General features: G+C 58.3%; 22 protein-coding genes. 8 read left to right on the plus strand and 14 right to left on the minus strand.

Annotated features, from left to right (window positions below; all coding sequences use genetic code 11):
- The 8 genes from OCV66_RS06915 to OCV66_RS06950 form a co-directional block, all read right to left on the minus strand.
- Nucleotides 1-407 (minus strand): CarD family transcriptional regulator (locus tag OCV66_RS06915; RefSeq protein ID WP_262564069.1); only part of this gene is annotated, 407 nt, incomplete at its 3' end.
- 46 nt (nucleotides 408-453) lie between these two features.
- Complete coding sequence (locus OCV66_RS06920; RefSeq protein WP_107631706.1) at nucleotides 454-1,005, minus strand: zinc metalloprotease; 552 nt, start codon at nucleotides 1,003-1,005, stop codon at nucleotides 454-456.
- Nucleotides 1,006-1,746 carry a M23 family metallopeptidase gene (locus tag OCV66_RS06925; protein WP_054326411.1) on the minus strand — a complete coding sequence of 247 codons (741 nt, stop codon included), beginning with the start codon at nucleotides 1,744-1,746 and terminating at the stop codon, nucleotides 1,006-1,008.
- Between the two features lie 161 nt (nucleotides 1,747-1,907).
- Complete coding sequence (locus tag OCV66_RS06930; RefSeq protein ID WP_159068179.1) at nucleotides 1,908-2,927, minus strand: zinc-dependent alcohol dehydrogenase; 1,020 nt, start codon at nucleotides 2,925-2,927, stop codon at nucleotides 1,908-1,910.
- Between the two features lie 40 nt (nucleotides 2,928-2,967).
- A complete protein-coding gene (locus OCV66_RS06935) occupies nucleotides 2,968-4,368 on the minus strand; it encodes an MFS transporter (protein WP_147573991.1) in 1,401 nt (466 codons plus the stop codon).
- A gap of 104 nt (nucleotides 4,369-4,472) precedes the next feature.
- Nucleotides 4,473-5,426 (minus strand): transketolase family protein, encoded by a 954-nt coding sequence (locus tag OCV66_RS06940; protein ID WP_054326415.1) that lies wholly within the window; start codon nucleotides 5,424-5,426, stop codon nucleotides 4,473-4,475.
- Nucleotides 5,427-5,428: 2 nt separating this feature from the next.
- Nucleotides 5,429-6,280 carry a transketolase gene (locus OCV66_RS06945; protein WP_054326416.1) on the minus strand — a complete coding sequence of 284 codons (852 nt, stop codon included), beginning with the start codon at nucleotides 6,278-6,280 and terminating at the stop codon, nucleotides 5,429-5,431.
- 369 nt (nucleotides 6,281-6,649) lie between these two features.
- Entirely contained in the window at nucleotides 6,650-7,717 is a 1,068-nt protein-coding gene (locus OCV66_RS06950) for a zinc-dependent alcohol dehydrogenase (RefSeq protein ID WP_054326417.1), read from the minus strand.
- 236 nt (nucleotides 7,718-7,953) lie between these two features.
- Here OCV66_RS06950 and OCV66_RS06955 point away from each other — a divergent pair, with 236 nt between their 5' ends.
- Both OCV66_RS06955 and OCV66_RS06960 read left to right on the plus strand, forming a co-directional pair.
- A complete protein-coding gene (locus OCV66_RS06955; RefSeq protein WP_107631710.1) occupies nucleotides 7,954-8,403 on the plus strand; it encodes a hypothetical protein in 450 nt (149 codons plus the stop codon).
- Nucleotides 8,404-8,499: 96 nt separating this feature from the next.
- Nucleotides 8,500-9,387 carry an AraC family transcriptional regulator gene (locus OCV66_RS06960; protein WP_054326419.1) on the plus strand — a complete coding sequence of 296 codons (888 nt, stop codon included), beginning with the start codon at nucleotides 8,500-8,502 and terminating at the stop codon, nucleotides 9,385-9,387.
- Between the two features lie 72 nt (nucleotides 9,388-9,459).
- Here the strand turns inward: OCV66_RS06960 and OCV66_RS06965 are convergent, their stop codons facing one another.
- The 6 genes from OCV66_RS06965 to gdhA form a co-directional block, all read right to left on the minus strand.
- A complete protein-coding gene (locus tag OCV66_RS06965; RefSeq protein ID WP_054326420.1) occupies nucleotides 9,460-9,882 on the minus strand; it encodes a DUF2000 domain-containing protein in 423 nt (140 codons plus the stop codon).
- Between the two features lie 2 nt (nucleotides 9,883-9,884).
- Nucleotides 9,885-10,724: an AraC family ligand binding domain-containing protein gene (locus tag OCV66_RS06970; RefSeq protein ID WP_107631712.1), complete on the minus strand. Its 840-nt coding sequence runs from the start codon at nucleotides 10,722-10,724 to the stop codon at nucleotides 9,885-9,887.
- Nucleotides 10,725-10,839: 115 nt separating this feature from the next.
- Nucleotides 10,840-11,190 (minus strand): VOC family protein, encoded by a 351-nt coding sequence (locus tag OCV66_RS06975; RefSeq protein WP_054326421.1) that lies wholly within the window; start codon nucleotides 11,188-11,190, stop codon nucleotides 10,840-10,842.
- Nucleotides 11,190-11,879 (minus strand): zinc ribbon domain-containing protein, encoded by a 690-nt coding sequence (locus OCV66_RS06980; RefSeq protein WP_054326422.1) that lies wholly within the window; start codon nucleotides 11,877-11,879, stop codon nucleotides 11,190-11,192. Before OCV66_RS06980 ends, OCV66_RS06975 begins: the two co-directional genes overlap by 1 nt.
- Nucleotides 11,880-11,884: 5 nt before the next feature.
- On the minus strand, nucleotides 11,885-12,847 hold the full coding sequence (locus OCV66_RS06985) for a helix-turn-helix transcriptional regulator (RefSeq protein WP_054326423.1): 963 nt from the start codon (nucleotides 12,845-12,847) through the stop codon (nucleotides 11,885-11,887).
- Nucleotides 12,848-13,000: 153 nt separating this feature from the next.
- On the minus strand, nucleotides 13,001-14,344 hold the full coding sequence (gene gdhA / locus OCV66_RS06990) for an NADP-specific glutamate dehydrogenase (RefSeq protein WP_054326424.1): 1,344 nt from the start codon (nucleotides 14,342-14,344) through the stop codon (nucleotides 13,001-13,003).
- A gap of 225 nt (nucleotides 14,345-14,569) precedes the next feature.
- Here gdhA and OCV66_RS06995 point away from each other — a divergent pair, with 225 nt between their 5' ends.
- From OCV66_RS06995 to OCV66_RS07020, 6 genes are all read left to right on the plus strand, one after another.
- Nucleotides 14,570-14,878: an MGMT family protein gene (locus tag OCV66_RS06995; RefSeq protein WP_054326425.1), complete on the plus strand. Its 309-nt coding sequence runs from the start codon at nucleotides 14,570-14,572 to the stop codon at nucleotides 14,876-14,878.
- A gap of 2 nt (nucleotides 14,879-14,880) precedes the next feature.
- Nucleotides 14,881-15,387, plus strand: coding sequence for an HD domain-containing protein (locus OCV66_RS07000; RefSeq protein ID WP_147573992.1), 507 nt, complete (start codon nucleotides 14,881-14,883; stop codon nucleotides 15,385-15,387).
- 142 nt (nucleotides 15,388-15,529) lie between these two features.
- Entirely contained in the window at nucleotides 15,530-15,988 is a 459-nt protein-coding gene (locus OCV66_RS07005) for a MarR family winged helix-turn-helix transcriptional regulator (RefSeq protein WP_262564150.1), read from the plus strand.
- Nucleotides 15,985-17,715: an ABC transporter ATP-binding protein gene (locus OCV66_RS07010; RefSeq protein ID WP_054326428.1), complete on the plus strand. Its 1,731-nt coding sequence runs from the start codon at nucleotides 15,985-15,987 to the stop codon at nucleotides 17,713-17,715. Before OCV66_RS07005 ends, OCV66_RS07010 begins: the two co-directional genes overlap by 4 nt.
- Nucleotides 17,715-19,640, plus strand: coding sequence for an ABC transporter ATP-binding protein (locus OCV66_RS07015; RefSeq protein WP_082396845.1), 1,926 nt, complete (start codon nucleotides 17,715-17,717; stop codon nucleotides 19,638-19,640). Before OCV66_RS07010 ends, OCV66_RS07015 begins: the two co-directional genes overlap by 1 nt.
- Nucleotides 19,641-20,012: 372 nt before the next feature.
- Nucleotides 20,013-21,200 (plus strand): ABC transporter substrate-binding protein, encoded by a 1,188-nt coding sequence (locus OCV66_RS07020; protein WP_054326429.1) that lies wholly within the window; start codon nucleotides 20,013-20,015, stop codon nucleotides 21,198-21,200.
- The last annotated feature ends 169 nt before the right edge of the window (nucleotides 21,201-21,369 follow it).

The raw sequence follows: 21,369 nt of genomic DNA on the forward strand, positions 1-21,369 counted from the left end.
GAGGCCAGGATCTGCTTGGCGGAAGCGAGCATCTTCTTTTCCCCAGTGGACAGGCCGCGTTCGCGGTCCCGCTCCGCAAGGTTTTTGACGACCTGCGCGACCTCGAGCAGGTCGCCCGAACGGATATGCAGCATATTTTCCCGATAGCGCTGGTTCCAACCCTTATCCTCGCTGCGCGCAACGTCGTCCAGCTTGTGCAGGAAAGCCTCGGCCTGCGCTCTGGAGCATACCGGACGTATCCCGAGCTTTTCGCAGGAATCGACCGGAATAAAGAGCTGCGTGTCGCCGAACGCGGGGCGGAGCGCATAATACTGCGCGGGCGTACCGTCAATGGTGCGCTCGACAATATCTTCGATTACGCCTGCGCCGTGCAGAGGGTGTACGATCTGATCGCCGATGTGAAACATGTAGCCTCCGTTCCAGCAAACCTCTGATGGTATTTTTATCTTACACCTATTCGGTGGTTTTGGCAAGGTTTTTCATTGTTTGGGCGCTGATCAGTGCGCCGATGAGCAGCAGCCAGGCACCGCCGCCCTGCCGCCACAGCCAGCAGCCTGTGGTGAGAAGTCCGGCCATGACAGCCAGCGAAAGCGCGCCGCGCGCGAATGGGAACCGGCCGCCGGCGAGGTGGCAAAGCGCCATGCCGCCGTCGAGCGGCGGCATGGGGAGCAGGTTAAACGCGCCGAGCAACATGCTTGCGCCCGCAAGGCGGTAAAGCCCAAGCTCTCCGGCGAAGGCGGTAAGCGCAAAGCTGGCCGCCGGACCGGCAAGACAGACTGCGGCGCGAGCGCAGCGGCCCTCTGGCAGGGTGCAGCGAAGCACGGCGCCGCAGGCGGTAAGCGTCAGCCGAAGCACCCGACCGCCCGCAAGGGACAGCACCAGCACATGCCCCAGCTCGTGTATGGCCGCGGCAAGCAGGAACAGCGGCAGGGTATTGGTTTCGTCCACACACCAGAGCGCGGCCAGCAGCACGAGGAACCCGTCGCGGACCTCAAGCCTTTTCACTTAAAGCTCGGTCAGGTAATCGGATGGGTCAAGGGCGGCGCCATCCTTCCACAGCTCAAGGTGCAGGTGCGGGCCGGTCGCGTTGCCGGTCTGGCCGACGCGTGCGATTTCCTCCCCGCAGCTTACCGAATCGCCCACCTTGGCCGAGATGCTGCTGCAGTGCGCGTAAAGCGTGGAAAAGCCGTCGTCGTGGTCTACAATTAGATAATTGCCGTAGCTCGACTCCCCGATCTCGCGCACCGTCCCATCCGCAAAGGCGCCGATCCGGACGCCTTCATCCGCTGCGATGTCCAAGCCGTAATGAAAGCCCGGCTGTCCTGTGGTCGGGCTGAGACGGCTGCCGAAGTCCGAAGTCAATGTGCCTTCGGCGGGCAGGATGTGTTCGAATTCCATCGGATAGACGGTCTGGTCGACCGTATCGGGGAACAACGTTTTTTCCCGCCCCAGGATGTCGTCCGCGCCGCCGGAGGATACGGCATAGTCTGGCTCCTTCTCCTGGCTGTCCGGCTGTGCGCCGAATACCTCGCTGACATCCTGCACCGTATCATCCCCGCCGAACACGGCAAGGATACGGTCCGCGCCCGGCAGTCCGGCCAGCGCCGTCGCCGCTTTTTCGCGCGCGGAAACGGCGAGGGGCGCGTCCGCATATTTGATGATTCCCGCGGCGAGAATGAGTACCACCACGAGCAGCAGCCCTTTTCCGCTGCCGGCGCGTTTGCGCGCCGGACGTCTTCCTGTCATGTTCGCCGCCTCCTTTCCTCTGATGAAAGGGTATGAGAAAGGGGACAGGAATATGACTGCGCGGCCATATGCTATACAAAGAAAGTCCGGCAGCGGAGGCGCGTACGCTGGACGCACCTCCGCTGCCGGAAGCTTGTAGATTGTGAAAGAAAGAGGATGGCTTACGGTTTGCTGCAGTCGAGCAGGATTTTCGGGTATTTGGATGTTTTGAATACCTCGAAGCTCTCCACCGCCTCGCTCAGCGGCATAATCTTGCCGATGATCTTGTCGGTCTGCATGCGCTCGATCATGTTGATGGAGCGGTTCATGATCGTGGTCGTGGTGAATACGGTCTGGATGCGGCCCTCCTTCATGTACAGGTCATGCAGGTTAAGCGGCATCTCGAATTTGGGCGGGAATACCGCGAAGTAAACCGCGGTCCCGCAGCGGGCCAGGATCTTGAGCGGCGTTTCGGAAGCCTTGGGGGAGCCCGACATCTCGAACACATAGTCGAAGCCCAGTCCGTCGGTGATTTCCATGGCGCGGGCGACCGCGTCCTCGTTAAAGGGATCGATCGCGTACTGCGCGCCCATGGAGAGCGCCAGCTCGCGTTTTTCGGGTACCGGATCGATGACTGTGATGCGAGCCGCACCCGAGAGCAGGATCTGGTTGAGCATGATTGAGCCGATGCCGCCGACGCCGGCGACGCATACGGTCGCGCCGTGGCGGATGGGGGCAAGGTCCATGGCGCGCAGACAGCAGTTGGTCGGCTCCACGATCGCGTAATCACGCAGCTCAACGTTGTCCGGCAGCTTGTAGATCGTTTTGACATCCGTGACGACATATTCCGCGAAAGCGCCGGTGGGTTTGGAATTGATGCAGTACTGCGTCATGCCCTTTTTGCACCATTCGCATTCGCCGCAGTGGGAAACGGGGAACATCGTAACCTTGTCGCCCACCTTATAGCCGGCGGCGGCAGCTTGCTCGCCCAGTTCGACGATCGTGCCGGAGGCCTCGTGTCCGAGCGGGGCGGGGGGCTTGCTGTTCATGACGCCCATCGTCACCTGATGCACGTCGGTCGCGCAAAGCGCGGCGTATGCGACCTTGACCTTGACCTCGTTGGGCTTGACCTGCGGGATTTCGACCTCGCGCAGTTCGATCTGGTCCCAATCCACCCACCAGAGCTGCTTCATTGTTGCCATGATATAGACACTCCTTTCAGAAAATCCGTGTGACAGGTACTCAGTTCGCCATACCGCGCTCACGCAGGTCGGCGACAATTTTATCATAAGTGGCCTTATCCAGCTTGTATGCGAACAGTGCAATCGCACATACGATCGAGCAGAGGCCGATGAACATATGCGAGCCGAAGTTCATGGCGAACAGCACGGTTGCATTCTGCTGCGCGCCCGCCACATAGCCCAGTGCGTCGAGTAGGGCCGCAGCGCCCGCGATCGAAACCGCCTGGCCGACCTTGAGCATGAAGTTAATGAATGTGGACAGGAAGCCGGCGCAGTAAACGCCGCACTTGTGGTAGGTATACTCGGCGGTGTCGGGCATCATGCCGAACACATTGCCCAGCATCATGCCGGAGCCGAGACCCACGCCGCCCATCATCACATAATAGATGATCTGGCCGCCCGAGGTGGTGATCGGCAGGAACTGCGAGATGATCGAGCAGATGGCGATCAGCGTAAAGGAAACACCGCCCAGTGTCCCCTTGTTCTTGACGCGGGTGACAAGATAGCTGACTGAGAACGCGCCCACCATGCCCATGACCGACCATAGGGTCTGTGTGTTCGCATAGAGCAGCTCGTCGCCGGCGTTATAGGTGCAGAAGTACAGGCGGAACGTCATGCCGCCCTGGATGATGCCCCAGCCGAGGTAGGCGATGGCAAGCTGGATAACCGGCCAGTTGCCTTTGAGCACCTTGAACTGCTTGATAAAGGAAACCTTTTCGGTCTTGGTGTCGTCGATTGTGACGACCTCCTTGGAGGAAGCGACCGTGATAATAAAGAATGGTACTGCGAGCAGGGAGAACACAATCGCCGCGTTGCGGTAACCGGTCGCGCCGCCGCCCATCGCGTTGACGACGCGGAGCGTCGCATAGGACAGTACGGTCATGGCGAGGAACGCTCCGGTCATGCGGTAGCTGGAAAGCGCGCTGCGCGTTTCGGTATCGCGGGTCATCATGGCGGGCATCGCGGAGTAAGTAACATTCACCATCGTATAGACCAGTGCGAGGATGAAGTACATGCCGAGCCCCCACCAAGTACGGGCGGTTTCCGACCATTCCAGATTGGTGGTGAACGTCAGCACGTTGAAAATCAGCATTGGGATAAAGGAGAACATGACCCAGGGACGGTACCGCCCCCAGCGGGTGCGCGTGTGGTCAGCCAGCGAGCCGACGATGGGGTCGTTGACCGCGTCCCAGAACTTCGAAATGAAAATCAGCAAACCGACCGTCGTTGCGTTAATCAGCGCAATATCGGTCAGGAAGAATACCAGGTAGGAGCCGACCAACGTCCAGCTCATATTGCAGGCAAAGTCGCCGCAGGCGTAGCCTATTTTGCGAGGGATATTCAGCTTGGTATACTCATTCACTGCGGCAGCGGATGAGGTTGCGGTCGTTTGTGTGCTCATGAAAAATCCCCTTTCTTATCTCCGTGTTGTTGGATAAACAGCCTGCCCCTGCGGAAACGGATTCCGGCCGGCTCCGCAGGAACAGGATGCGCCGAGGGACAGGGTTACTTCGCGGCCGAGCGGATATAGGCGGCGATGTCTTCCGCGGCGTAGCCGTATTTGCGGCGCAGCTCCTCCCCGCTGCCGAAGCCCGCGTAGACCTGCGGGATGCCGAACCGGCGGAACGACTTGGGCTGGATGTGGTTGTCCGTGAAGAAGTCGGACAGCGTGCTGGCCAGGCCGCCGCTCATCAGATGGTCCTCCCAGACGACCAGGTTGCCCGTCTCCTCAACCGCCTTGCGGACGGCCGCCTCGTCGAAGGGCTTGATGGAATACATGTCGATCACGCGGACGTCGATCCCCTCTTTCGCAAGCTCCTCCGCCACATCAAGCGCTTCGCCTACCATTTCGCCATGCGCAAGGATGGTGAAATCCTTGCCGTCGCGCGCGGTCACGCTGCCGCCGATCTTGTATTCAATCGTACCCGGCTCATAAAGCTGACGGTCCTTCTTGCCCTGCGCCAGACGGATGTACATTGGGCCGGCATAGTCCATGGACAGGTGCAGGATGTCGCGGATCATGTTCGGGTCGCCGATGGACAGCACAGTCATGTTGACCATGCTCTTGAGGATCGCGATATCCTCCATCGCGTTGTGGGTCGAGCCGCCACCCGAGGTCAGGCCGCCGCCCGTACCGATGATGCGGACCGGCAGGTTCTGATAGCAGACCGCGGTGCGGACCTGCTCGCATGAGCGCATGGACAGGAACGGGAGCATGCCCATGATGACCGGAATGTTGCCCTCGAGCGCAAGGCCGGCCGCAACGCCCACGCAGTTCTGCTCCGCGATGCCGACGTCGATATACCGGTTTGGATAATGCTCGCGGAAACGCTTGAGGTTCATGCCGACATCGGGCGTGCAGACGAACAGCTTTTCATTGGTTTTGCCGATCTCATCCAGGGTGTCCCCGATCACGCTGCGCGCGGAAATCCATTCTCCAAAGTTAAATGAGCCAGCCATCTTTATGCCTCCTTACCGTAGTTCTTTGCCAGATCCTTGAGCGCCTGGTCCCAGTCTTCCTTGTTCAGGCTGCCGGCATGCCAGCCGATCACCTTTTCCATGAAGTCCACGCCCTTGCCCTTGGTGGTGTGCGCCACAATCGCCGTCGGACGCAGGGAGGTCACGGGCGGAAGGCTGTCCAGCGCGTCGACGATGGCGTTCATGTCGTGTCCATCAATCTCGATCACGTTCCAGCCGAACGCTTTCCATTTGTCGGCATACGGCTCCATGCAGGTGATTTCCTCGGTATAGCTGCACATCATCTGCTTGTTGCGGTCAATGACCGCGACAAGGTTGCCCAGCTCGTAGGAGCGCGCCGACATCGCGGCCTCCCAGACCGAGCCCTCGCAACTCTCGCCATCCCCCAGCATGCAGACGACGCGGTGGCTTTCCTTTTTGACCTTGGCGGAGATGGCCATGCCGACCGCCATGGATAGGCCCTGTCCCAGCGAGCCGGAGGAGCATTCCACGCCCGGCAGATGTACCTTGCAGGGGTGCATGCCGTAGGCGCTGTCCATCTGGCCATAGGTGCGCACGATCTCGTCATAATCGAAAAAGCCGCGCAGCGCCATCGCGATATACATGCACACCGCGCCATGCCCCTTGGAAAGGACGAAGCGGTCGCGCCTCGGATTTTTGATGTCGGTCGGGTCAACGTTCAGCCCGTGGTGGAACAGACCGATCAGCAGGTCGGTCATCGACAGGTCGCCGCCGATATGTACGGCACCCTCGTATACGCCGCATAGATTGATCAGCTTTGTGCGCATTTCATACGCCAAGTCGTTTAAGCGCTTTACTTCCTGTTTGTCTGCCATCACAATACCTCCTTGAATGTTGAATACGCGCAGGGGAAGTGTGAACTTTTTCACAATTATATTGACATAAAAATAACGATATGGTTGAATTATCGTATTTTGCGACTGCGTTTTGTGAAAAATGACAATACGGATTCGACGCTCCCCTTGTGTATAAGTATCATACGACGGTTTTTAGTGTCTGTCGTCTGGTTTTACGGACATGAAATTGCATTTTGTGTCCAAAATAAGCGGTATAGAGTTGGAATATTGTGAAATGTTTACAAAAAACGGGTGTGCTTTTTGCACATATCGGATTTTGCGGTCCTGCCCTGAGAAGGCGAGAAAAAACGGCCGGAGGACGAGGCCTCCGGCCGTTTTCAGGAAAAATTACTCGAGGTCGGGATTGCACTTGATAAGGATTTTGGGGTATTTTCCGGTCAGCTGCGCATCAAACGCGGCCACGCCGTCATCCAGGTCGAACACCGTTTCAGTCAGGCACTTGAGGTTGAGGCGCGGCAGGAGCTGCAGCGCGCGCGGATACGCATAGGGGGCGACCATTACGCCGGTCACCGTTATCTCCTTGAAGTAGCAGTATTTCGAGATGTTGAAGGGCAGTTCGTACTCGTTCGGATACTGGGCGCCGTAGATCAGCATGCCGCAGTTGGCGGTGATATCAGGCAGCGAGGTGACCGCGCGCACCGAGCCGGAGCAGTCCAGAACAACGTCATAGCCCAGGCCGCCCGTCAGTTCCATCGCGGCCTGCACAACATCCTGGGAAGCGGGGTCGATCAAATGGTCCGCGCCAAGCTCGGAAGCCAGCGCGCGCCGGTCCGCGATCGGCTCGATCATGGTCAGGTCGGTCGCGCCGTACAGCTTGAAGGTCTGCAGGGCCAGCAGGCCGATCGGGCCGCCGCCACAGACACAGACGCGCATGCCGACCTTCATCTGCGCCTTGTCCATCATGCGCACGATGATCGACATGGGTTCGAGCAGGCAGCCTTCTTTCAGGCTGACCGAATCAGGCAGCTTGTAGACCTGGTCCTCGTGCCAGATCAGTTCGGGCGCGTAGCCGGGGCGGTTGTACTGCTGCGCGTTGACGCAGAACTGCTGCTGTCCGTTCTGGCAATAATAGCACCCGCCGCAGAACCGCAGGAAATTGCCCGCCACGCGGTCGCCGACCTTCAGGCCCTTGTGGTTGGCCTCCGGCCCTAATTCAACGACGACGCCGGAAATCTCGTGGCCGAGCGGGATCGGCTCGGTGGAGCCTTTCGGCTGGCCGAAACAGCCGGCAACACAGTGCGGGTCCGAGCCGCAGATCGCGCAATACGCGACCTTAATCCGGACATCCTGCGGTCCCATGGCAGGGAATGGGATATCCACCAGGGCTACCTTGCCGCGTGTTTCTGGGTTGGGATCTTTCATGTCGCCAACCAATACGCCGCATAATGTCTTCATCACAAACTGCCTCCTTTGCCTTATGTAAAGTATAGAATTCCGAACGCTGTACACAGCGCTATATTAATCAATACCAAGCATTTCAGTCAAAGTCAATTTATATTTCAGACATTTTCGCGGGAAACATGTCCCTTTTGGGGAATAGAAAATTTCGCGTTTTTTTCTATAGCAAACGCCCCTGACAAGTGTGGTATCCCATGTTATAATGAAAAAAACAGGAGAAACGGGTGTGTTATATGACGACGCGATACCGGAAGATGGTGGATGAGCTGGCTGACCAGTTGGAGCCTGGCGAGCAGGTGGAGGATGTGGCTTTGTTCAATTCCATCCCGACCATGTGCGGCTATTTTGCATTCGCCGCGGTTTCGTTTGCTGCGGGGCGGCTGTTTTCCGGCTATCACGCGGCGGTCCTGCTGTCGAGCGTGCTTTCCATGTGGATGATGGCGAGCGCAGCACATACCCTGTATCTGACGCAGAATTCGTGCGTTCTGGTCACCGACCGGCGCACGTTCGGCCATGTGGGCGAAAAGCGCTTCAGCCTGCCGCATGCCCAGCTCAAAAAAATGCTGCTCAGCCGCGTGCTGTTCCTGGATGGAGGGGACGCCCGTTCCAGCGTCCTGCTGCGCCATGTGTCCAACCGGCGTGAGCTGCATGCCGCTATTGCAAAGCACAGCGAAATCCTGTAAAATAAAATTACTATGCAAAAATAACAAATAACCTGTGTTTTTTGCATTATGAGAATGAGGGCTGATAACAGGAGAGAAAAAGGAGGAAAGATCGCTTTGCTGGCAGAGTACCGCAATCAACAGATATATCATAATCATATTACGACTATTCCTTTCGGCGCTTTTGATTTTGTTCTTTACTATGCGGAGCAGATGAGCCAGATCATACCGGTATTTGAACATCAGCACGACCTGTATGAGATTTTCTACGGCATAGAAGGGGAAGCCAATGTGGTTTGCGGACAGGACAGCCTGCCATTATATGAAAACAGCATGGTGCTGCTGGGCAAGAACCATCTGCACCGGCTGCGCTATATGCCGGAAAAGCCCGCGGTGTATTTCACAATGATCTTTGATATTATTCCGAAAAGCGGCAATTCGTCGATCGACGCGGAGCTTGAGTATCGGGAAATCGCCAAAGCGTTGGATAAAGCGGATACCAATAAATATATTTACCTGCCGCGCGCGGTTTCGCAGCAGGCGCTTCTTGCGGATATACACAAGCAGATACAGGACAGGAAGATCGGATGGGCTAGCCAGATCGGCATTTTATATTACCTGTTCGTCCTCAACCTGCTGCGGCAGACGACTTCGGTGGTTTCGGACGTGAAAACGCCGCTCGGCTATAAGAATATCGCGCTGGAAGCATCGAAGTACATACACTCCAATTATGCGGATGAGCTGACGATAGACATGGTAGCCCAGCAGTTAAACGTGACGCCGCGCCACGTCAACCGCCTGTTTCAGGAAATGTTCGGCCGCTCGTTTGCGCATACGGTCAGCGTGATCCGCATGGAATATGCGAAAAAGTACCTGCGGACGACAAACGATTCGCTGGAGCGAATCGCGATGCATGTCGGCCTGCCATCCGGCAAGGTGCTGATCCGGCTGTTCCATGAGCAGGAAGGGATGTCGCCGGGGGATTATCGGGCAAAATTCCATTAAAACAGAAAGCGGCCGCCCGCTGTTTCCTTGTCTTGTGCGGAAACGGCGGGCGGCGTTGTGTCATGGAGGGCTTCAGCGCAGTAGCGGCAGGTTGCCGGTCAGCCGGCCGACCAGCTTTTTCGCGCCGCAGATGCCGATGCCGAAATAGGACAGCTCCTCCTCGGGGGAAGCCGCGGCCTTACGGGTGAACTCGCTGTAGGTTCCGCAGCCTTGTGCGAGGTCGGAGAAATCCACGGCGATCAAGCCGGCGAAGCACGGCTCGTACAGTTTCCGGCGAAGCGCGCGTAGCGTCTGCCGGTCTGCCCGCAGGATGGGTACGGGGAGGGCGGTGATGCCGAGGTGGGCGCGGCCGCTTTTGTCGCGAACATCCGGTCCCACCGCTTGCGGCAGATGCTTGCCCAGCGTGATGCCTAGTATGGCTGCCGTATTGGCGATCAGGCCCAGCGGCAGCGTCCCGTCGATCACCAGCACACATTTTTCTGTTTGCGTATCCATGATTACCGCTCCTTCTGCATATCGTTTCCGGTAAAGATTTTTTGGTATTGCCCGGGCGTAAGCCCGATGAACTCCTTAAAATAGTGCGTGAAATGGCTCTGGTCGGCGTAGCCGGTCAGACACGCGGCGTCGGCCGGAGGAACGCCCTGCTCGAGCAGCTCCTTGGCGCGGCTGAGCCGGATATTCTGCAGATACCGGTAGGGAGAAACGCCAACCTGCCGCGCGAACAGGCGCAGTAGGTAGGATTTGCCGAAATCTGTCATGGAAACCAGGCTGTCGAGCGTGATGCTGTCCGCGTAATGCTGCTCCATATAGGCGCAGAGCATCTGGATCTGGCTGTTCTGCGCGGGCGGCGGCTCCACTCCGGCTGGCGGCAGGGTGCAGCCGGACAGAAGCGGTTCGAGGAGATAATAGAACGCCTCCTGCTTTTCCAGCGCGGGCGCATCGCGCACAAGCGCGTCGTACAGGGCACGGAGGGCGTGCATGAGCTCGCTCTGCGGCAAAAGGTTGCGCGTGAAACGGGGCGGCTGCTCCCTGCCGGTGATCTCCCTTGCGGCACGGCACATAACGTCGGGTGGGATGTTGACCGCGCGGTAGTCCAGCGGTTCGCCGCTTACAGGGGCGCAGCAGTGGCAGTCGTGCGGATTGAAAAGCACAAGGTCGCCGGCCGATATATCGTATTCCTGTCCCCCGCACCACAGATGGCGCCCGCCGCTTTCGATGAAGCCGATGACATAATACTCGTGGAAGTGGTTGGGGAATTTCTGCACGACGCCCTGCAGGTGATAAGCTTCTATGCCGAGCACCTGGTCGTAGCAGACGGTACGGGATTCATCCGGCATGACGCGGCCTCCTTTCATAGTCTGCAGACAGTATAGCATACCGCGCGCCAAAATTCTTGCAGTATATTACACTCCGCCAAGCAAAGCGCGCCGCTGCTTGCAGCGGCGCGCTGTATTATTGCAGATAATTGGTGATGCCCAGTCGGTTGCCGAACGGGTCCTCAAATTCAGCGGTCCAGCCGGTCCGCATATGGAACGGTTCGGAAAGGAATGCGATGCCGTCCGCGCGCATCCGACGGTACTGTGCCTTGACATCGCTGACTTCAAACCAGGTTACGGGCTTCTGGACTGGGAAGCGGCACTTGTCCTTGAGGATAATGGCCGGCTCCTCCTGCCCGACACGGTAGGCGGACATCCCGCTGTCGGAAAAGTCGAATTTCAGATCCAACCCGAGCGCGCCGCCGTAAAACCGTTTCGCCGCGTCCAGATCATCGACGGGCAGGAAAAAGTTGTCATAGCCTTTCACTACTCCGTTTCCCCTTTCCAGCGCGTAAGAGTGGGGAAATATTCCCGCATCTGCTCTCTCGCGCGCTCGCGGTCGGTGTACAGCTCGGGTGCGCAGTTGAGGTTGTGCTCTATCTGCTCTTCCATGGTTGCGTCGTAGGTGAACGCGCCGTTCTGGTAGCAGTAGGTGCAGTAGGTGCAGCTTTGCGTGCCATCCGCTTCGGTGCCACGGTCGGCGGGCCTGGTCATCGGCATGCCGCAGGACTGGCAGATGTCCGCCAGACCGACGTAAATATCGATATCCGCCTGCCCGTCCTCGTAATTGCGGTATTCCTCAAAGTCCACGCCGTAGGCGCGCGGCAGGGGCAGGGACCAGATTTCGCCCCATGCCTGCATCGGCATCGCGCGGATATCACCGTGAAAATGGAATTTAGCGTATTCGCCCGCCGGTATCTCGATTGGTACGCACCCCGCGGGGCAAGCTTCACTTTCGCAGGCCACGACCGCGTCGTAGCTCTCGTCGTCCCAGCCGTAATTGGTATATAGACCGTAGCAGGGCGCGCCTTCCCGTCCGGCCATCAGGCCGGCGCGCATGAACTGCTCCCACAGGCCGCCGATCTTCTGCGCGCAGGCGGGATCGGCGTTCCCTGTGCGGCATTTCAGCCCAACCAGCGTTCGGGCGGGCAGGGATACGGTTTCATATTGCAGCATAGCGTTCATCCTTTCGGTTTTGATGGCTCCATTGTAGCATCGGATACCGGACAGGGCGCGTCCGCATTTGGATAAAGCGCGGCGATTTTTTTTGCTTCCGCCGCGATGTGGCGGCGCAGTGCGGGCGGGGACAGGATTTCGGCATGCGAGCCATAGGACAGCAGATAACCGGCACCCCAGGCACCTACCGGCCATTCGGTCCGCACCAGCAGGGATCCGTCCGGCTGCGGGGAGATGCAGGCGCGTTCAAATTCATCATATACGCGGAATGCCACGGCGGGGGAAAAGCGGACGGCGATGCGGGTGGTCGGCACGGATACAGCCTGATTCCCGTCCAGCGGGGGCGGGTCTCCGTGCGGCGCGAAGCGCTCGTCCAGCAGTGCGATACGCTCCATGCGCGACAGCTTGAAGGTGCGGAAAGAGCGTCGATCCCGACACCATGCCTGTAGGTACCACGAAATTCCCTTGAACCGCAGCTTGACCGGTTCCACGGTGCGCCGCGCCGCAGCACCATTCTGCCCGTAATAGTCAAAGGCCAGCACCCGACGCTCCAGGATAGACGACTTGAGCAGCTCGAACAGCGCGCGCCGCTCGCCGGAGTCGCCCCAATCGGAGAAATCCGCGTCGATCCAGCTCACGGCCTCGCGCCGGAACAGGGCGGACAGGCGAGTGAGCAGAGCGCCATCCTGCACGGCTCCGGTGGCGCGAAGGGTTTGCAGGGCGTACAGGATTTCGTCCTGCTCGCGCGCGGACAGCAGGGATTTGGACAGCACGAAGCCGTCCATCAGGCGCACGCCGCCCCGCCGCCCGCGCGCCGCGTAAACCGGCACGCCCGCCGCGGAGAGCGCGTCAATATCGCGGCGGATGGTGCGCTCAGATACCTCCAACTGGCAGGCAAGATCAGGTATGGTCGCGCCACCGCGCTCCAAAAGGATATATAAGATCTCAAACAAGCGTCCGCTTTGCATGGCTTCACCCCTCACCAGTAGTATAGCACAAAAAGCGGACAAAGTATGGCCGGTTTTTGGAAAGAACACGCGGACAGGCTGGCAAAGAGAAAAAAGGCTTCGGAACGATGTTCCGAAGCCTTTTCTGTTCAGTTGGCGGAAGAAAGAGGAGATTTAGCAAACGCCCTGAGCGAGCATGGCGTCCGCGATCTTCTCAAAGCCGCCGATGTTCGCACCCATGACAAGGTTGTCCTTGTGGCCGTACTTTTCAGCGGACTGAATGCAGGTCTTGAAAATGTTGACCATAATATCGTGCAGACGCTGATCAACCTCCTCGAAGGTCCAGGACAGGCGCAGCGAGTTCTGGCTCATCTCCAGGCCGGAGGTGGCGACGCCGCCTGCGTTGGCCGCCTTGGCAGGACCGAAGAAGATGCCGTTTGCCAGGAACGCCTCCACAGCCTCCGGCGTGGACGGCATGTTCGCGCCCTCGGCCACGAATTTGCAGCCGTTCGCAATCAGGGCCTTGGCGTCGTCGCCGCTGATCTCATTCTGGGTTGCGCAGGGCAGCGCGACGTCGCACTTGACGCTCCACGGGCGCTGGCCCTCGGTGTAGGTGCTGCCCGGCACGCGGTCCGCGTATTCCTTGATGCGACCGCGCTTGACCTCCTTGATGTCCTTGACGACATCGAGGTTAATGCCGTTGGGGTCGTAGATGAAGCCATTGGAATCCGACACGGTAACGACCTTGGCGCCCAGCTCGGTCGCCTTCTGGCAGGCGTAGATCGCCACGTTGCCCGAGCCGGAGATGGCGACCGTCTTGCCCTCAAACGAGGTACCCTTGTAAGCGAGCATTTCCTTCATATAGTAGCACAGGCCGTAGCCGGTCGCCTCGGTGCGCGCGAGCGAGCCGCCGTAGGACAGGCCCTTGCCGGTGAGTACGCCGGTGAACTCGTTGCGCAGGCGCTTGTACTGGCCGTACATAAAGCCGATTTCGCGGCCGCCGACGCCGATATCGCCCGCCGGTACGTCGGTGAACTGGCCGATGTGCTTGGACAGCTCGGTGATGAAGGACTGGCAGAAACGCATGACTTCCGCATCGGACTTGCCCTTGGGATCGAAGTCCGAGCCGCCCTTACCGCCGCCCATGGGCAGGCCGGTCAGGCTATTCTTGAAGCACTGCTCAAAGCCGAGGAACTTGATGACCGACGCGTTGACAGACGGATGGAAGCGCAGACCGCCCTTGTAGGGGCCGATTGCGGAGTTGAACTGCACGCGGAAGCCGCGGTTGACCTGAACCTTGCCCTCGTCATCCACCCACGGAACACGGAACATTACCATGCGCTCCGGCTCGACGATACGGTCGATGATGCCGTTCTTCTCCAACTCCGGACGCGCCTCTACGACCGGCTCGAAGCTTTCGAGTACTTCAAGAACCGCCTGCTGAAATTCCGGCTCGTTCGGGTTGCGCTTCTGCACGGTTTCGTATACGCGCTTGAGGTAAGTGTTGGTAAGTGCCATTTGATTTGTCCTCCTTACATTTCTGCCGCAGCCTCTTTCCAATAATCAGGGAAAAGTGCGGAATAACTTACATACATGCTGTAGTGTGTAATTATTATATAGTATTTTGCGAATGTGTGCAACAATTTAGCGTGTTAAAAATATACATTTTTTACTTGTGGAATGGGGATGGAAATTGTCAGATTTACCTGATATAATGAAGTGCGAGGGGGTGCGACTTGCAAAATGAACAGTTTTGACAAAATTTATGCGGTCGTCCGGCGCATCCCGCGCGGCACGGTCGCGACTTACGGCCAGATTGCGCTGCTGGCGGGCAATCCGCGCTGGGCGCGGGTGGTCGGCTATGCGCTGCACGCGAATCCGGATCCGGAAGGAATACCATGCTACCGCGTGGTGACCAAAGAGGGCCGTACCTCTCCAGCTTTTGCATTCGGCGGCGCGGATATACAGCGCGCAATGCTGGAGGCGGACGGGATAGAGTTTACCGCCGACGGGCGGGTGGATATGGAGCGGTTCCGCTGGGAGGGAGCTTGACGATGATCGATCTGGAAAAGCTGGCGGCGCTGGCAGTCGCCTATGATGCGGGGGACGCGCGTCGGGTGCAGCATTTTATGAAAGTATATGCGTTCTGCCGCCTGTTAGGACGAAGCGAGGGCCTGGGGGAGGAAGAACAGAATATTCTGGACGCTGCGGCTCTCCTGCATGATATCGGCATTCACGAAGCGGAGCGCAAGCACGGCTCTTCCGGCGGGAAGTGGCAGGAGCTGGAGGGGCCGGCGGTCGCCGCGCCGCTGCTCGCGCAGGCCGGCGCTTCGGCGGCGCAGGCGGAGAAAATTGCTTGGCTGATCGCGCATCATCACAGTTTCGACGCTTCGGAGGATCTTGCCTTCCGCATCCTGCTTGAGGCGGATTTTCTGGTCAACGCATATGAAAGCGCCCTGCCGCCGGAGGCCTGTGGAACGGCGGGGGAACGGGTGTTCCGTACAGAGACCGGACGTTCATTTTTACAGAAAATGTATCTGGAAAAGCCGTATAAGCCGTAAAAGTGCATAAATTACAGAGAAGAAAGGGCGTTCCGTTTGGCAGAGGGAACGCCCTTTTTGAACTTTTTGTGAAATCTGTTGACAACACAACGAATCGGTGTATACTGTGTTAGTAAGCTAACAGTAAGGAGGCTAATAATTGATGCAGGAGCAAACGATCTGCGGCGAGCTCGGCATGCTGAACAATCTGTTCAAGCGGCAGATGGCGCGCCAATCGGGCGAGGAATTCAGCAAGGTGACCGGTATGCAGGGGATGATTATTCATTACCTGCTGGTTGCAGACGGCGACCGCTTCCAAAAGGATGTGGAGACTCAGTTCCGCTTCCGGCGTTCGACTGCGACCGGCATTTTGCAGCTCATGGAGCAGCACGGGCTGCTGCGGCGCGAGCCGGTGCCGCAGGACGGGCGGCTCAAACGGCTGGTGCTGACTGACAAGGCGTTGGCGCTCGATGCGCGGATCAAAAAGAAGTTCCGCGACACAGAGACGCTGATGCGTGCCGGCATCAGCGAGGAGGACATGGACGCCTGGTTCCGCGTGTGCGGCAGGATCCGCGCGAATCTGGAAAACTATCAACGCAGGGCTTCGGAGGGACAAGAATGATAAAGAGGCTGTTACAAAGCGTGCGCGAGTTCAAAAAGGATGCGCTGCTCACGCCGTTTTTTGTGGTGCTCGAGGTTGTGATGGAGGTCGTTATCCCCGCAGTAATGGCGCTTCTGATTGATAAGGGCATTGATGCGCAAAATATGGGAGAGATCTGGAAATACGGTGCCATCCTCGTGGCGTGCGCGGCGCTGGCGCTGGTGTTCGGCGCAGCGGCAGGCACCTATGCGGCGCGCGCCTCCACCGGCTTCGCCCGCAACCTGCGGCACGACATGTATTATGCGGTGCAGGATTTTTCCTTTTCCAACATCGATAAGTTTTCGACCGGCTCGATCGTCACCCGCTTGACGACCGATGTGACCAATGTGCAGAACTCGTTCCAGATGTGTACGCGCATCGCGGTGCGCTGTCCGGTCATGCTGGTGTTCGCGCTGATCATGGCGTTTCAGATCAACGGCGAGCTGGCGCTGATTTTCCTGGGCGTGCTTCCTGTTTTGGCGGTGGGCATGGGCCTGCTGATGAAGTTTGTCGGGCCGATCTTCGAGCGTGTGTTCAAGATCTACGACCAGATGAACACGGTCGTGCAGGAAAACGTGCGCGGCATCCGTGTGGTCAAGGCCTATGTGCGTGAGGAATATGAAACCGAAAAGTTTCAAAACGTTTCCGGACGGCTTTACAAGGCGTTTTCCAAGGCGCAGAAGATTATGGCGGGCGTTTCGCCGCTCATGCAGTTCTGCATGTATGCCTGCATGCTGCTGATTTCCTGGTTCGGCGCGCGGCTGATCGTCGGCGGCAGCATGACGACCGGCGAGCTGACCAGCCTGTTTTCCTACGCGATGCAGATATTGATGAGCCTGATGATGGTCGCGATGGTATTCGTCATGATTACCATGTCTAAGGCGAGCGCGGAGCGCATCGTCGAAGTGCTGGAGGAGCAGCCTGACCTCCATAATCCGGCGCAGCCGGTGACCGAGGTAAAAAACGGGGATATCGATTTCGATAACGTCAATTTCAGCTACAAGGGCGATGCGCGTAAGCTTGCCCTGCGCGGCGTGGACCTCCACATCAAGGCGGGGCAGACCATCGGCGTCCTGGGCGGCACCGGCTCGGCCAAGTCTACGCTGGTACAGCTGATCCCGCGCCTGTACGATGTCACGACCGGCTCGGTTAAGGTGGGCGGCGTGGATGTGCGCGATTATGACATTGAAGCGCTGCGCGAGCAGGTCGCCATGGTGCTGCAGAAGAATGTGCTGTTCTCTGGCACGATCAAGGAGAACCTGCGCTGGGGCAACGAGCACGCGAGCGACGAGGAGCTTGAGCACGTGTGCCGCCTGGCGCAGGCGGATGAATTCATCCAGCAGATGCCGGGGAAATACGATACCTATATCGAGCAGGGTGGCACCAACGTATCTGGCGGCCAGAAGCAGCGTCTGTGCATTGCCCGCGCGCTGCTGAAAAAGCCCAAGGTACTCATTCTGGACGACTCGACCAGCGCGGTCGACACCAAGACCGACGCGCTGATCCGCAAGGCGTTCGCGGAGGAGCTCCCGGGTACGACCAAGCTGATTATCGCGCAGCGCGTCTCGTCCGTGCAGGACGCGGACCAGATCGTCATTCTGGACGGCGGCGCGATCCAGGCGGTCGGCACGCATGAGGAGCTGCTCGCGGGCAACCCGATTTACCAGGAGATCTATAAGCAGCAAATGAACAAAGGGGGCGAGGAATAATGGCAAGACCCGCAATGGGCGGCCCTGGCCGCCGGGGACAGATGGCCGGCGGTAAACGCAGCAAAAATCCGAAAAAGACGCTGGGCCGGCTGCTACACTATATCAGGGATGGCTACGCGGTTCAGTTCGGCGTGGTTCTGGTGTGCATTCTGATCTCCGCAGTTGTGAACGTAGCGGGTTCGATGTTCCTGCGCGTGCTGATCGACGATTATATCGCACCGCTGCTGCTGGAAGCCGCGCCCGTATTCACCGGCCTGATACATGCCATCCTGCTGATGGGCCTGATCTATCTGACAGGCATTGTTTCCACCTTCCTGTATAACTGGCTGATGGTGGCCATTTCGCAGGGCATTTTGAAAAAGGTGCGCGACGAGATGTTCGGGCGTATGCAGACCCTGCCCATCCGCTATTTTGACACCCATACCCACGGCGACCTGATGAGCCATTTTACCAATGATACAGACACGCTGCAGCAGATGCTCAGCCAGTCCGTCCCGCAGATGTTCTCCTCCATAATGACGATCATCGCGGTGTTTATCGCCATGCTGGCGACCAATGTGTGGCTGACGTTGTTCGTGCTGGCAGGCGTCGCCGTGATGCTGGTGGTGGTCAAGCGGATCGGCGGGCAGTCGGCAAAATACTTTTTGGAGCAGCAGACCTCGCTTGGCAAGGTTAACGGCTATATCGAGGAAATGATCAACGGGCAGAAGGTTGTCAAGGTGTTCTGCCATGAGGATAAGTGCAAGGAGCAGTTCGACGCGCTCAACGATGAGCTGCGGGAAAATGCGAAGAACGCGAACACCTTTGCCAACATCCTCATGCCGATCATGATGAACATTGGCAACCTGCTGTATGTGCTGGTGGCCGTGGTCGGCGGCACGCTGGCGCTGTCCGGTGTGGTTGGAAGCAGCATCACCATCGGCGTGATCGCCAGCTTCCTGCAGCTGACCAAATCGTTTACCCAGCCGGTTACACAGATTTCGCAGCAGTTCAACTCCATTGTCATGGCGCTGGCCGGCGCAGAGCGTATTTTCGAGCTGATGGATGAGGCGCCGGAAACGGACGACGGATATGTCACCCTGGTCAACGCCAAGTACGATAAAAACGGCGAACTGGTGGAAACGCCGGAAAAAACCAACATTTGGGCGTGGAAGCATCCGCATGAGGACGGTACGACCACCTACCAGCAGGTACGGGGCGACGTTCGGTTTTTCGACGTGGATTTCGGCTATAATCCGGAGAAGATCGTGCTGCATGATATCACGCTGTACGCCGAGCCGGGGCAGAAGGTGGCTTTTGTCGGCGCGACCGGCGCGGGTAAGACCACGATTACCAACCTGATCAACCGCTTTTACGATCTGGCGGACGGCAAGATCCGGTATGATGGAATCAACATCAACAAAATCAAAAAGGCGGACTTGCGCCGCTCGCTTGGCATCGTTCTGCAGGACACTAACCTGTTTACCGGTACGATCCGCGACAACATCCGGTACGGCAATCTGGAGGCGACCGACCAGGAGATCGAAGCCGCGGCGCAGCTTGCGGGCGCGGACGACTTCATCCGTCGTCTGCCGGACGGCTATGATACGGTGATTGACGGGGACGGAGGCAGCCTGTCACAGGGTCAGCGCCAGCTTTTGTCCATTGCGCGCGCGGCGGTGGCTGATCCGCCGGTTATGATCCTGGACGAAGCGACCAGCAGCATCGATACCCGCACCGAGTCCATCGTGCAGGCGGGTATGGACGGCCTGATGTACGGCCGCACCGTGTTTGTGATCGCACACCGCCTGTCGACTGTGCAGAACGCGGACGTGATTATGGTGCTTGAGCTAGGCCATATCATCGAGCGCGGCAACCATGCGCAGCTGATTGCCGAGCGTGGAAAGTATTACCAGCTCTATACCGGCGCGTTCGAGCTGGAATAAACGGCGGCCCTGTTCCAGGGCGGCGGAGGGAGCGTCCGCCGGAGCCGGGCACCTTGGCAGGCAGGCCGCATTCGCGGCCTGCCTTTTTCTCTGCACTCGGGCAAAAGGGGGCCGAACATGAAGAAAGGGCTGCGCCACTGAAATCGGTTGCATGATTCCTTGCACCGCGGACAAATGTTTTTCGGAAGAAAGCACAAATTTTGCAATTCTTACGAAAAGATAATAGGTAGTTTGCCCGAAATTGCTCAAAAGGCGAAAAAAAGTCTGCCAAATCGTAGAAAGAGTAGTATAATAAGAAAAAATAATCCAAGCGCCCGAATGATTTCACATCGGAAAGGGCGAGGGATTAGGTTTGTAAAGGAGAAGATAACCATGAAGAAAAGTCTGAGCATGCTTCTGGTCGGCTCGATGCTGGTAACAGCGCTGGCGGGCTGCGGCGGCAATACCGATACGCAGGGCGCGGGCGACGGGCAGGATAACACGGATGCTGCAGCAACCGCGTTTTTGATCGGCGGCACCGCGCCGCTGACCGGAGAAGCGGCGATTTACGGCAACGCGGTCAAGAACGGCGCCGAGCTTGCGGCGGAGGAGATCAACGCGGAAGGCGGGGATATTCAGATCAAGGTCATTTTCGAGGATGATGAACACAACACGGAAAAGGCTGTCAGTGCGTACAACGCGCTCAAGGACGAGGGCATCCAGCTTTCCCTCGGCGCGGTAACCTCCAAGCCGGGCGAAGCGATCGCGCCGCTGCACGAGGAGGATCACATTTTCGCGCTGACCCCGTCGGCTTCCTCTCCGGCCAATATAGAGGGCAACGACGTTGTGTTCCAGATGTGTTTCTCCGACCCGAATCAGGGCATGGCTTCCGCGGAGTATATCGCGGATCAGCAGCTCGGCACCAAGATTGGCGTTATTTATAAGAGCGACGACGTGTATTCCACCGGTATTCTGGAGCAGTTCAAGGCTGAAGCAGAGTCAAAGGGCCTTGAGATAGTGACCGAACAGGCGTTTACGACGGAGACGCAGAACGACTTTTCGGTGCAGTTGAACGCGTGCAAGAGCGCCGGCGCTGACCTGCTGTTCCTGCCGATTTATTACACCCCGGCGTCCCTGATCCTGACCCAGGCGAACGCGATGGGCTATACGCCCAAGTTCTTTGGCGTGGACGGTATGGATGGCATCCTGACTGTCGAGAATTTCGATACCACGCTGGCAGAGGGCGTTATGCTGCTGACCCCGTTCAATGCGGATGCGACCGATGAAAAGACCGTAAACTTCGTGACCAAGTATAAGGAAAAGTACGGCGAGACCCCGAACCAGTTCGCGGCTGACGCATATGACTGCATCTACGCTTACAAGCAGGCGCTTGAGGAAGCGGAATGCACGCCGGATATGTCTGCTTCCGACCTTTGCGACAAGATGATCGAGACGTTCCCGACCATCACGTTCGAGGGCCTGACCGGCGACGGCGCGGGTATCACCTGGGATTCCAACGGTGCGGTATCCAAGAGCCCGAAGGGCATGATTATTGAAAACGGCGCGTATGTAGGCATGTAAAAGCCTTCGGCGCGTTCGGGTAACGGACCGCTGAAAACAGTTGAACGAAAGAACGAAGGAGGGCGCTGCAGCAGAACGCTACGGCCCTCCTTTGCGTCTATTCCACGGTATTCACCGCGTTATGGGGTGGGGCGACGGCTCGACGCCGCTTGCCGAGCCCTTGCCCCAA

This window comes from Agathobaculum ammoniilyticum, assembly GCF_025567315.1.
Classification (GTDB): domain Bacteria; phylum Bacillota; class Clostridia; order Oscillospirales; family Butyricicoccaceae; genus Agathobaculum; species Agathobaculum ammoniilyticum.